This is a genomic window from Actinophytocola sp. (genome assembly GCF_045807065.1).
Taxonomy (GTDB): domain Bacteria; phylum Actinomycetota; class Actinomycetes; order Mycobacteriales; family Pseudonocardiaceae; genus Actinophytocola.
The window spans coordinates 1-11,649 of record NZ_JBJMIE010000465.1 but is presented as its reverse complement, the minus strand read 5'-3'; the positions used below and the strand labels follow the sequence as shown (position 1 = coordinate 11,649).

Annotated in this window: 12 protein-coding genes; 3 read left to right on the top strand and 9 right to left on the bottom strand. The window is 73.0% G+C overall.

The annotated features are described in order from the left end of the window. Positions 1-750 (top strand): amidase family protein (locus ACJ73U_RS27335; RefSeq protein WP_407780587.1); only part of this gene is annotated, 750 nt, incomplete at its 5' end. A gap of 140 nt (positions 751-890) precedes the next feature. Here the strand turns inward: ACJ73U_RS27335 and ACJ73U_RS27330 are convergent. From ACJ73U_RS27330 to ACJ73U_RS27320, 3 genes are all read right to left on the bottom strand, one after another. Next, positions 891-1,328 (bottom strand): hypothetical protein, encoded by a 438-nt coding sequence (locus ACJ73U_RS27330; protein WP_407780586.1) that lies wholly within the window; start codon positions 1,326-1,328, stop codon positions 891-893. Positions 1,329-1,630: 302 nt separating this feature from the next. Beyond that, complete coding sequence (locus ACJ73U_RS27325) at positions 1,631-2,935, bottom strand: FAD-binding oxidoreductase (RefSeq protein WP_407780585.1); 1,305 nt, start codon at positions 2,933-2,935, stop codon at positions 1,631-1,633. Between the two features lie 19 nt (positions 2,936-2,954). Beyond that, positions 2,955-4,409, bottom strand: a complete 1,455-nt coding sequence (locus ACJ73U_RS27320; protein WP_407780584.1) for an MFS transporter — start codon at positions 4,407-4,409, stop codon at positions 2,955-2,957. 47 nt (positions 4,410-4,456) lie between these two features. On the opposite strand from ACJ73U_RS27320, the gene ACJ73U_RS27315 reads away from it, so the two are divergent. Continuing rightward, the gene (locus tag ACJ73U_RS27315; protein WP_407780583.1) at positions 4,457-5,878 is read left to right on the top strand and encodes a PLP-dependent aminotransferase family protein; all 1,422 of its coding nucleotides are present in this window, start codon (positions 4,457-4,459) and stop codon (positions 5,876-5,878) included. 132 nt (positions 5,879-6,010) lie between these two features. Beyond that, complete coding sequence (locus ACJ73U_RS27310; RefSeq protein ID WP_407780582.1) at positions 6,011-6,865, top strand: hypothetical protein; 855 nt, start codon at positions 6,011-6,013, stop codon at positions 6,863-6,865. A 62-nt stretch (positions 6,866-6,927) separates the two neighbouring features. On the opposite strand, the gene ACJ73U_RS27305 is transcribed toward ACJ73U_RS27310, so the two are convergent. The 6 genes from ACJ73U_RS27305 to ACJ73U_RS27280 form a co-directional block, all read right to left on the bottom strand. Then, the gene (locus ACJ73U_RS27305) at positions 6,928-7,161 is read right to left on the bottom strand and encodes a hypothetical protein (protein ID WP_407780581.1); all 234 of its coding nucleotides are present in this window, start codon (positions 7,159-7,161) and stop codon (positions 6,928-6,930) included. A 138-nt stretch (positions 7,162-7,299) separates the two neighbouring features. After that, a complete protein-coding gene (locus tag ACJ73U_RS27300) occupies positions 7,300-8,112 on the bottom strand; it encodes an alpha/beta hydrolase (protein WP_407780580.1) in 813 nt (270 codons plus the stop codon). A 40-nt stretch (positions 8,113-8,152) separates the two neighbouring features. After that, entirely contained in the window at positions 8,153-9,532 is a 1,380-nt protein-coding gene (locus ACJ73U_RS27295) for an MmgE/PrpD family protein (protein WP_407780579.1), read from the bottom strand. Beyond that, positions 9,522-9,857, bottom strand: coding sequence for a DUF4387 domain-containing protein (locus ACJ73U_RS27290; protein ID WP_407780578.1), 336 nt, complete (start codon positions 9,855-9,857; stop codon positions 9,522-9,524). Before ACJ73U_RS27290 ends, ACJ73U_RS27295 begins: the two co-directional genes overlap by 11 nt. Then, positions 9,850-11,232 carry an acyclic terpene utilization AtuA family protein gene (locus ACJ73U_RS27285; RefSeq protein ID WP_407780577.1) on the bottom strand — a complete coding sequence of 461 codons (1,383 nt, stop codon included), beginning with the start codon at positions 11,230-11,232 and terminating at the stop codon, positions 9,850-9,852. The genes ACJ73U_RS27290 and ACJ73U_RS27285 overlap by 8 nt, the downstream gene beginning before the upstream one ends. A gap of 17 nt (positions 11,233-11,249) precedes the next feature. After that, a partial coding sequence (locus tag ACJ73U_RS27280) for an NAD(P)-dependent oxidoreductase (protein ID WP_407780576.1) occupies positions 11,250-11,649 on the bottom strand: 400 nt, incomplete at its 5' end.

Sequence of the window (11,649 nt, the reverse complement as noted above, 5' to 3'; positions counted from 1 at the left end):
GACCCGGCGACCGCCAACTACCCGGCCGGCCAGCCCACCGACTACAGCCGCTACCTGCGCCCGGGCGCGCTGCGCGGGGCGCGGATCGGCGTCTGGCGCCAGGCGGGCATCGACCCCGACGTCGACCGGGTCGTCGCCCGGTCGGTCGCGGTGCTGCGGGCCCGGGGCGCCACGGTGGTCGAGGTCGAACTGCCCTACCGCGAGGAGTTCGGCGCGGCCGAGGGCCCCGCGCTGCTCACCGAGTTCACCCGGGACCTGCCGGCCTACCTGGCACACCGGCCCGGGGCGCCCAGGACGATCGCCGACCTGGTGGCGTTCGACCGCGCGGACCCCGTCGAGCTGAGCCGGTTCGGCCAGGAGCTGTTCGAGCAGGCGCTGACCGCGCCCGGCACCGACGACCCGACCTACCAGCGCCAGCGGGCCACCGCGACCACACTGGCCCGCCGAGCCATCGACGAGACGATGGACGCCAACCACCTGGACGCGATCATGTCCCCGACCAACGGCCCGGCGTGGCGCACCACCTACGGCCACGGCGACGACGGCTTCCTGCTGGAGTCCTCAGGCCCGGCGGCCGTGTCGGGCTACCCGAACATCGCCGTCCCGGCCGGCTACGCCGGTGAGCTGCCGATCGACGTCTCGTTCTTCGGCCGCCGGTGGTCCGACGCGACGTTGCTCGCCCTCGCCGCCGCGTACGAGACGGCGAACCCGGCCCGGCACGCCCCGAAACTCCTGCCGACCGTGTCCTGACTCCCAGCCCTCGACGAACGTGGTCGTCCCGGTCCGCGGCGCCCGGCCCGCGGTCGAGGTCGCGGGACCGGGCGGCTGGCGCGGCGATCCGAGTTCGCGGCCGCGGCCGCTTGCCGACGGCGTCGGCAAGCGGGGCGAGCTCAGTCCGTCGCCAGGTAGGCCGCGGGCTGTTGCTCCGGTGAGCGGGCGCCGACGTGCCATCCGACCGCGATCATGTGGTGGGTTTCCGCGGTGAGGTCCTCCAGGGCGGAGGCCACGTTGTCCCGCGGGCGGACCACCGGGTTGACGGTCGTCAGGCCGTGGTCGTCCCAGTGGACGACCAGGGTGCTGGCACCGGCGCAACCGACGGCCCAGCCGTCGTCGTGGGAAAGCATCGCCACGCCACGCAAGGCACTGTTCCCGTGCGGCGAAGGACAGTCCACCACCTTCCCGTCGTGGTTGGCTCCGTGCCGGGGGAACCGCTCGACGCGGGTCCGGACATCGCCGGTGCCGAACGAGATCTGGCCGACCGGCCAGCACGGCGGCCGGATGCAGCCGCACCGCAGGCTGTTCGTCGGCACCATCGACGGCGAGCTCATGGGTTACGTCTCCTACTCGCCGGTGTATGGCCGGCAGGCCGGCTGGATGCACGACCCAGGTACGAGACAGCGCACCACCGTCGAATCATCCCTTTTCGACCGGCCAGGACGCCGAATCATCACAGCAATTCCAGGAAATCGCGGTGACGCGCGAGTGGGCGCTGACTGACGCCCGCCAGGCCGGGTGCCGCCTCCCCGGACTCGCCGCCCGGCCGGCCGCCCGCTGGGCCGAACACCACCGGCGGACCCGACGCCGCGGCCGACCGGATGATCGGGAACCGCGTCGCCCGCGCGCCTGCGGGTCAGCTGTGGACGGGGAAGTTGCCGCGGATGGTGTTGTGCGGGTCGTGGCGGTGTTTGAGGTCGCGTAGCCGGGTCAGGGCGGTGGGGGTGAAGGCGTCGGCCGCGGTCTCGGTGGGGTTGAGGAAGGTCAACGGTTTGCGGCCGCTGACGGGTAGGGCGTGTGCGAGGGCGCGTTGCCTGGCGGTGACGGCCTCGGCGACCGCCGGGTCGGTGGGGATGCCGAACAGGTAGAGGGCGTAGGGCTCGGTCAGCGGGCCGTGCGGTGTGTCGGACGGGCGGGCGAACCCGCCACCCAGGTGCCGGATCTGGACGCTCAGCAGCGGGGCGATGGGATCGGCGAGCAGTGTCTTGGCCGCGGCGTCGTCCACTTCGGTCAGCAGTTCGCCGCGGGACAGACCGGGGCCTGGGGTGGTGGGTTCGGCCGTGATGGTGCCGAGTTCGGCGACCGGCATGACCCGCCTGCTGTCCGACAGCGGCTGGGGAAGCCGGCGCAGTGGGCCGAGCAGGTCGCGGGCCTCGGCTTCGTCGCCGAGGTAGGTGACGTCGACGGCGACCATGGGGTCGCTGCCGGGGAAGTGCAGCAGGTCCAGCCAGACGGTCAGCTCGTCGGGGGCCGCGGCGGTGATCTGCCGGTAGGCGGCCATGACCTCGGGCGCGTGGTCCGCGCGCCACAGCACGCGACCGCCGTACAGCCGCGGCGCGGGGTGCAGTGCCATCTCCAGGGCGGTGACGATGGCGAAGTCCCCGCCGCCGCCACGCAGCGCCCAGAACAGGTCCGCGTCGGACGCCGCGGTGACGTGTCGCTGCCGTCCCTCGGCGTCGACGACGTCGAAGGCGGTCACGCTGTCGCAGACCCAGCCGTGCGCGCGGCCGAACCAACTCAGGCCGCCGCCGAGAGCGACGCCGGTGACGCTGACGACCGGGGAACTGCCGGGCAGGCCGGTCAACCCGTGCCGGGCGGCGAGGGCCTGCAGTCGTCCGGACGGCACGCCCGCCCCGACGCGGGCTCGGCGGGCGGCCGGATCGATCTCCAGGGTGTCCAGCTTTCCCGTGCGCAGCAGGATCGTGCCGTCGGTGCGGCCGGTGGCGCCGTGCCCGTTCGGCTGGACGGCGATGCCCAGCCCGGTCGAGCGGGCGTGCCGGACGAGCGCGGCGACGTCGTCGGCGTCGGCGGCCTCGACCACGGCCGCGACCGGTTGCTCCACGGCCAGGTTCCACGGGCGGCGCGCGGCGTCGAAGTCGGTGTCGTTCGGCAGCAGGACGCGGCCGCGAACGACCGAGGGCAGCGTGTGTACGGCGTTCATGATCTTTTCCTTGTGTGAGTCAGGCAGCGGTGCGGTGGACCGTGTCGGTGTCGACGGGTGTGTTGGCGGGGGTGAAGCCGAGGGCGACCAGGGCGGTGAGGGCGATTCCGGCAGCGGCCACGAACACGGCCGTACGCAGCCCCTCGGTGGTGGCCGCGCGCAGCGCCGGGCCGGACAGGCCGCTGGTGGCGGCGCCGGCGATGGCGACCAGGACGGCCAGGCCGACGGCGCCGCCGACCTGCTGGGCGGTGGAGGCGGCGGCGGAGGCCACGCCCTGCTGGTCGGCGGGGGTCGCGGCGGTGGCGGCACCGAACATCAGCGTGTAGCCGGCGCCCTGGCCGACGCCCAGGACGACCAGGCCGGGCAACAGCGCCAGGTAGGAGCCGCCGGTGGACAGGCTCAGGCCCACGAGCAGTGTGCCGAGGCCGCCGACCACCAGGCTGGCGATCATCGCGGTGCGGGTGCCTCGCGCGGTGGCCAGCCGCCCGCCCAGCTGGGAGCCGGCGACGATGGCGGCCATCGGCACCAGGAAGGCCAGGCCGGTGTCCAGCGCGTCGTAGCCGTGGACCACCTGGAAGTAGACGGTCAGGAAGTACAGCAGCGTGCCGAAGGTCCCCATGTACAGGAAGGTGACCAGCACACCGGTGCCCAGGTCCCGGCCGCGCAGCAGCCGCGGCGGCAGCAGGGGGTCCGCGCCGCGGGACTCGATGACCGCGAACGCCACCAGAAGCAGCACACCGGTCGCCGCGGCGAGCAGTACCGGTGGCGCCGTCCAGCCGGACTCGGGTCCCTGCACGAGCGCGAACACCACCAGCGCGGTCCCGGCGGTCGCGGTGAGCGCCCCGGCCACGTCGAAGCGGCGGCCGGTCCGGGCCGTGGTGCGGCGCGGGACCAATGACACGGCCAGCAGGGCGGCCGCGGCGGCCAGCGGCACGTTGACGAAGAAGACCGCGGTCCAGCCGAAGGCGTCGGTCAGCACCCCGCCGAGCAGCGAGCCGAGGATCATGCCGCTGCCGCCGGCCGTGCCCCAGACCGCGAAGGCGCGGTTGCGCTGCCGGCCCGCGGCGAAGCCGGTCGAGACCAGGGTCAGCGTCGCGGGGAACAGCAACGCGCCGCCCAGCCCCTGCGCCGCGCGGGCGGCGACCAGGGGCAGGGGTGCGGTGGCCAGTCCGCCGGCCAGCGAGGACACCGCGTAGACCGCCAGTCCCAGCACGAACATCCGGTGCGGGCCGAACAGGTCCACGGCCCGCCCGCCCAGCAGCAGGAACCCGCCGAACGCGACGGCGTAGGCGCTGATCACCCACTGCAGCGTGTGGGCGGAGAACCCGAGCGCCGAGCCGAGCTGCGGCAGCGCCACGTACACGATGTTGTGGTCCAGCGAGATGATCAGCTGGGCGAAGGCCAGCAGGGCCAGTGCCGCGGCGGGACGGCGGAACTCCGTCGGTGCCGTGGCCGGTGTCGTGTTCGGTGTCATGGCCATCACGCTATGGCCGGGAAAGACCTTCGATACAGTTCATTTCCGTGGCGGATTCGTGGGTCAATTTGGCGGCGCGGCTGGGCAGTGACCTGCATCTGGAGCTGGCCGGTTCCGGTGGCCGCCGCGCGGCGCTCATCGGGGCGCTGCGTGCGGCGATCCGGGACGGACGGCTCACGCCGGGCACCCGGCTGCCGCCGTACCGCTCGCTCGCCGCCGATCTCGGGCTCGCGCGCAACACCGTCGCCGAGGCCTACGCCGAACTGGTCGCCGAGGGATGGCTGGTCGCCCGGCAAGGCTCGGGCACTCGGGTCGCGCCCCGCACCGAACCCGCCCGCGCGCCCCGCGGGTCGACGCCGACGCCCGCGCGCGCGGCGCCGCCGGCGCACAACCTCAGGCAAGGCCAGCCCGATGCCGCCTCCTTCCCCCGCTCGGCCTGGCTGGCCGCCGCCCGCCGCGCGCTGGGTGCCGCACCCAACGACGCCTTCGGCCCGGGAGACCCGCAAGGCCGCCCCGAACTGCGCCGGGCACTGGCCGAGTACCTGGCGCGTGCGCGCGGCGTACGAACGACACCGGAGCGGATCGTGGTGTGCTCCGGCGTCGCACACGCGTTGCGGCTGCTCTTCGGCGGTCGAGTCCTGCGTGGCCCGCTCGCGGTGGAGTCCTACGGCCTCGCCTTCCACCGCGGCATCCTGGACACGGCCGCCGTGCGCACGGTCCCGCTCCCGCTCGACGACCGCGGCGCCCGCACCGACGAACTGGGAGACGGGGTACGGGCGGCACTGCTCACACCGGCACACCAGTTCCCCACCGGCGGTCCCCTGCACGCGCGGCGACGCGTCAGCGCGGTGGACTGGGCCCGAACCCGCGGCGGCCTGATCCTGGAGGACGACTACGACGGCGAGTTCCGCTACGACCGGGAACCAGTCGGCGCGGTCCAGGGCCTGGACCCGGACCGGGTCATCTACCTCGGCTCGCTGAGCAAGAGCCTCTCCCCCGCGCTGCGGCTCGGTTGGCTGGTGCTGCCCGAGCACCTCGTCACCCCCGTCCTGACGGCGAAAGGCGAACGAGAGGCCTGGGCGAGCGTCGTGGACCAACTCACCCTCGCCGAGTTCATCGGCTCCGGCCACTACGACCGGCACATCCGCCGCATGCGCCAGCACTACCGCACCCGCCGCGACCGCCTGCTCGACACCCTCGCCGCCAACGCACCGCACATCACATCCACCGGCATCGCCGCCGGACTACACGCGGTACTGCGCCTGCCACCCGGAACCGAGGCCTCCACGGTCGACGCCGCCGCCGCACACGCAATCGCCCTGGACGGGCTCGCCGCCTTCCGCCACCCCGACGCCACCATGCCCGGCCACGACGGCCTCGTCATCGGCTACTCAACCCCGCCGGACCACAGCTACGGCCCCGCGCTGGAAGCACTGAGCCGGATCCTCCCGGCCCCCACCAGAAGCTGACTCGCCACCGCGTCCCGCACCCGGCCGGCGACCCGATGACGACACCCGCGATCGCCTTGCGGCTGTGGAAACAGAGCGAAAGACTGTCGGCGTGACCGTCACCTCCGCCGGACCCGACGAGGTGGACCGGCCATGACACGACGGACATCCACGCTCGCGAACGTGCGGCTCGACGAGAAGTCACCCACGGCGTGCGCGCTCACCAGCTGGCGGGACCGCGTTCACCTCCTCTGGGTCGGCACGGACAGGAGACTCAACCTCACGTCCTCCCCGGACGGCCAACGGTTCGCGCGCCCGCACCGGCTTCCGCACCGCACCTACGCCTACGACAAGTCCAGTATGGACGACTCGTTCTCCGACATGGTCCACACCGCGCCCGCGTTGGTCGGCACCCCGGAACGTCTCTACCTCGCGTGGACCGGTGATCGCGGCGCCCTCACTCTCCTCGTGGCGGACGGGCGGGAGTTCGCCAGCCCCACTGTCCTCGAGCACCGGAGCCGTCAGGCACCCGCGGTGGCGGCGTCCGGGCGCGGAGCGCCGGTGCTGGCCTGGCTGGGCAGGGACGGGCGCGTGAACCTGCTGACCACCGTGCCCAGCCGGCTCAGCCAGGCCAGGAGCGCGGTGGCGCCGGCGTTGTGCGGCCACCGGGACAGCCACGTCCTGGCATGGCTGGGCAACGACCGCCGCGTCAACCTCCTGACCCTGCACGAACGCGGGACGGGAGCCCACCTCCGGCTGGAGGAGGCCAGAACCTTCCGTGCGCCGGCGGTGTGCAGTCACCAGGGCGCCGTTCTGCTGGCCTGGACCGGCACCGACCAGCGGGTGAACCTGCTGACAGTGGCCGAGAACCGCGTCAGCACACCCATCCGGCTGGAGGAGGCCAGAACCGGCCACGCGCCGGCGGTCTGCAGCCACCGAGGCAGGCTGACCCTCGCCTGGATCGGCACCGACAGACACCTCAACACCGCGAACGTGCCGATGCCCTGAGATCGACCGACGCGGGCGGCGGCCAGACCTACCCGGACGACGGGCTGTGCAGCCCCATCGGATCAAGGCCCACCGCAAGCCCAAGGGCGGAACGCAACGTCGGTGGCGCTGGTGATCATCTGGCCGGAGACGGCGTCCACCGGGTCGCCGCCGCGGGCGTCGGTGCCGCGGTTGCCCTCCGACTTCTGCCCGCCGACGGCGCCGTCCTCCTCCACCGCCGCATGGGTGCCCTGGCCGTTCGGCGTCTCGTGGGGCGTGGCCGGGGTGGCCTCGTGCACGCGGGGCGGCGGCACCACGTCGACGGCCTCGGCCGCCCGCCCACCAAGCCGCGAACCCTGTCACCCCGCCTGCCGGATACCCGATCTCGTCGCTGACGGCACCGCTCGTGGTGGGCCGGGATGTGCTGCTGTACGGGCGATGCTTCGCACCTTGGGTCAGGTGTGGGTGGCCAGCAGGTCGTCGAAGAAGTCGGTGATCGGTGGTTGGGTTCCCGCGGCGGAGTGGCCCACCCCCGGGACCTCGACCTTCCGGACCGTGGTTCCGTGCCCTGCCAGGGTTTCCGCCAGGCGGTCGAGCTCCTCGGGGCGGCTGCGGCCGGGGTGGCCCATGGCGGCCAGGTCGGCCCGCCCGTCGTCGTCGCCGCCGATGACCAGCAGCACCGGCACCCGGGCGACCGCGGCGGGGTCCACCGTGATCCCGAACCGCTGCCGGGTGTCGCCGGTGCCGGCCGGCCAGGTGAGCGAGTCGTCGAGCAGGGTCACGCTGCCCGGGGCGCTGACGGCGACGGCGGCGAGCCGCTGCGGGTGGAGGTAGAGGAACCGGTGGGCGAACTGGCCACCACCGGAGTGCCCGCACAGCATCACCGTGTCCACCCGCGCGTTCCACCGGACCCGGACCTGTTCCAGGATCTCGAGCACCACCCGGTCGAACCGGATGCCGTGGGCGTCGATGGTCTTGTAGTTGTGCACGTCGTCCGGATCGTCGATGCCGACCGGGAACAGGGGTGTCACGACGATGAGATCGTGCCGGTCGGCGAAGGGGATGAGTCCCTCGCGCAGCGCGCCGACGTTGCGCCCGGTGCCGTGCACGGCCACCAGCACCGGCATCCGGGAGTCGGGGGTCCAGCTCCTGGGGACATAGGCGCAGTAGCTGCAGCGCGGTTCGCTCGGCGCGACGAAGAACGGTGTGCGGCCGGTCAGCAGCCGGCGGCCGGGATGGGCGGCAGGCAGGTCTTCGACACGGATCACGAGATCTTCCTTTCCAGGTCGGGGCAGGAGCGGGCTGGTTTCATCGGCCGTCGGGCCCGTCGTCGACGACCAGGGCCTTCGTGAGGGTGGTGACGGTCGGCGCCACGTCGACGTGCCAGATCTCGTCGAGCATCCGGCGGCACCGCTCCGCCGTCGTCAGCGGTTCCACCAGGGCCGCGAACTTCTTCTCGAACTGCTCGTCGGTCATCGGCGTCCGGTGGCCGCCGGGGGCGTCGTGGACCTCGCGGACGAGCTCGTCGCCGGAGGTGAGGCGGATGGTGACCCGGTTGGGGATGCGGGTCGGCAGCAGCGCCGTGAGCGCGGGGTCCTCGCGAACCTCGACGCGGGCCGTCAACGCCGCGACGGCGGGGTCGGCGAGCGCGCCCGGATCGTACGAGGACGCCGTCAGCTCACCGTCGACGAGCACGCGGGCCACGGTGTACGGGAGGCTGTGGTCGGCGGTCTCGCGAGTGGTGGGCCGCCACTTCTCCGGGTCCTTGCCCAGGACCGTCCACCCGATGTGCGTGGTGTCGACGACGATGCGGTCGATCTCGTCGAGGTCGGCGATCTCCTCGCGCAGGGCCAGCGCCGCCCACACGGCGGTCTGCATCTCACCGTTGGTCGGCAGCAGTTTGGTGAGCGTCCTGGACACGGCGTAACGGCTGCCGGCGGTACGCGGGAACTGGAGTGGCTCCAGGGCGAAGGAGTCGCTCACCTGTCGCATGAACCCCATCTCGCCCTCGAAGATCGGGGCGGGTCCGGTGAACCCGACCCTCGCGAGCCAGGCCGAGAAGACCCCGTTCCTGGCGGCGTTCGGCGCGGAGGAACCCTTCCACCACGACAGTTCGCCTGCCCGGACCTGGCGCATCGCGATGTGCCCGTTCAGGGCGATGTTGACCGCCTGGGTGAGCTGTCGGGCGTCGAGCCCCATGAGCTTGCCCGCGGCGAGGGTGGCGGACACGAGCACGTAGTTCGCGTGGTCCCACCCGCGGCGGTAGAGGTTCGCGGCGTCCTGTAGCCGGACCTGTACCTCGTAGGCGAGCGCGATCGCCGTGACGAGGTCCCGGCCGGAGCACCCTTCGGCCTCGGCGACCGCCAGGCATGCCGGGATGTTGTCGCTGGGATGTCCCGGCTCGAGCCCGAGGTAGCCGTCGTTGAAGTCCAGGTGGCGCACCATCGTCCCGTTGACGAACGTGGCGATGTCCGCGGTGGCGCGCTCGCGAGTGCCCAACACCGTCGACGGTCCTGGGGGAAGGGCACGGGCCAGACGCCGCGCCGCGCGGCTGGGCTCGGCGTCGAACGCGCCGAGCCCGCAGCCGACGGTGTCGACCAGGCGTTGCCGGACCGTGTGGACCGCGTGCTCGCCGAGGTCGTCGAAGCGCAGCGCGGCCGCCCAGGAACCGAGGTCGTCAGCGATCACGGTCGGCGGGCCGGTTGATCGGCATCCGGGCGAGCGGGACGTGGTGCTGGCCGGCGTGCATGTCGCGGTCCCGCAGCGAGCCCTGGCTGATCGGGCGCGGGAAGGAGATCTTCACGACGTTCAGCGACGGGATCCGGAAGATCTGGATCACGCGCTCCTCGACCCGGTACAGCTCCGCGAGCACGCGCTCGTTGAGGAACGACTCGTCCGCGGCGATCCGGTAGCCCTCGGCGTCGCGCATGAACAGCTCCATGGTGACCCAGAACGGGCCGGCGTTCTTGGACCGGACCTCGTGGGCGAGATCCGCGAGGGTGGTCTCAGACATCCGCGTGCTCCCCGATCTCGGTCCGGAACAGGCTGGTGGGGCTGTCGCAGTCGACGACGTGGTTCAGCACGAACTCGTACGCCGCGCCGCGCTCGACCTCCGCGGGGGAGAACGGGAACGCGAGGCTGGGCAGGTAGTCCATCGCCGGGGTCGGCAGGTGCAGCATCAGCGGGTTGGCGACCTTGGCGACGGCTGTGGCGGTGGCCTGGTCGGGGGCGTTGACGAGCAGCATCACGCCGACCTCCCGCGGCGGCCCGCTCTCGGGCTCGAGGTCGCCCAGGACCGCGTTGTGGCCGTAGAGGCGCAGGTCGAAAGCGTACTCGTCGTCCGCCAGCCCCAGCGTCTGGCCCACCCGAGAAGTGATCATCGTGCGCATCAGGTCCGCCCAGGCGTCGATGTCGGCGAGGATGAGGGGGTCGCGGATCGCGGTGAACGACACGGTCTCGTAGCCGGTGATCCGGGCGCCTTCCAGCTTGATCGTGTACTGGTCGGCGACGTGGAACGCCGACCCCTCGACGCGGACGATCCGGTCGTCGACCGCGGTGTACCGGGCGTCCCGGACGTCGAGGGTGCCGTCGGGCTCCCGCATCTCGAACGGGTTCGCGGTCTCGTAGAGCATGTGGGCGGCCACCGAGAGCGGCGTGCACGACACCGCGGGATCGAGCGGCTCGATGGTGAAGCCGTCCGCGTCGATGGTGGCGAGGACCCCGCCCGCGCGCGGGTTGCTGGTGCACTGGCCACCGCACTCGACGATCTTGGCGGCGTGCCACGTCGGCCCGGCGGGCATCCCCTTCATGAGCGGGTAGGCGGCCGCCACCGCGGTGTCGGTGGCCCGGCCGGCGAGCACGACCTGGGCGCCGGCCCGGAGCGCCGCGACGATCGGCTCGTGCCCCATCGCGCCGACGATGTGGGTGCAGCTCTCGAGGGTCTCTGCCCGCAGCTGTCCCAACGGGGCCAGCGGGTGGATGCGGCCCGCGTCGAGGTGCTCCTTCAGCTCGGCCGCGTTCTGCTCGCTGTAGATCCGCGCGACCGTCAGGTCCAGGCCCTGCGCCGCCATCACCTCCGCGGCGATCCCGGCGACCCAGTCGACGCCGCTGTCGGTCCCGCTCGTGCCGCAGGAGCCCACGACCAGGGGGATCCCCGCGGCGGAGGCGGCCGTCAGCAGGCTGCGCAGGTCACGCGCCACCGCCTTGGCCGTCGTCTTGGGGGTCGCGGAGCCGAGGTAGTGGGGGCCGGAGTCCGTCGACCCGGCGTCGATGCTGATGACGTCGGCACCCAGTGCGATGCCGCGCTCGATCGTCGCGTGGTCCCACCCGGCGCCGAGCATGCCGCTCGGCGACAGGACGCGGACCGACGTGACCCGTTGACTGTGCATGTTCCTCTTTCTCCGTGTCAGTTCACCGGGAACAGTGGTCGGCCGTCGAGCGCCGCCACGAGCTCTTCGGCCCCTCGGCGGCCTGCGGCGGCCCGGGCTTGCGCGGTTTGTCCGGCCATGTGCGAGTAGACGACGATGCCGTCCACGCCCCGCAGCGGGCTGCCGGGTGGGAGCGGCTCCTCGCCCACCACGTCGAGCGCGGCGCCCGCGATCTCGCCCGCCCGCACGGCCGCCACGAGCCCGTCCTCGTCGACGATGGGTCCGCGCGCGGTGTTGACCAGCAGCGCGGTCGGCTTCATCCGCCTGAACGCCGACTCGCCGAGGAGGCCGCGGGTCCGTTCGGTGAGCGCGGTGTGCACCGAGACGTGGTCGGCGGTGGCCAGCAGCTCGGGCAGGTCGACGAACCGGACCGCGGGG

What these genes read in the sequence shown, in the direction of transcription:
- ACJ73U_RS27325 (WP_407780585.1), bottom strand. Translation starts at nt 2,935, where the DNA reads ATGAACGCCGTACACACGCTGCCCTCGGTCGTTCGCGGCCGCGTCCTG.
- ACJ73U_RS27330 (WP_407780586.1), bottom strand. Translation starts at nt 1,328, where the DNA reads ATGAGCTCGCCGTCGATGGTGCCGACGAACAGCCTGCGGTGCGGCTGC.
- ACJ73U_RS27310 (WP_407780582.1), top strand. Translation starts at nt 6,011, where the DNA reads ATGACACGACGGACATCCACGCTCGCGAACGTGCGGCTCGACGAGAAG.
- ACJ73U_RS27320 (WP_407780584.1), bottom strand. Translation starts at nt 4,409, where the DNA reads ATGACACCGAACACGACACCGGCCACGGCACCGACGGAGTTCCGCCGT.
- ACJ73U_RS27290 (WP_407780578.1), bottom strand. Translation starts at nt 9,857, where the DNA reads ATGTCTGAGACCACCCTCGCGGATCTCGCCCACGAGGTCCGGTCCAAG.
- ACJ73U_RS27285 (WP_407780577.1), bottom strand. Translation starts at nt 11,232, where the DNA reads ATGCACAGTCAACGGGTCACGTCGGTCCGCGTCCTGTCGCCGAGCGGC.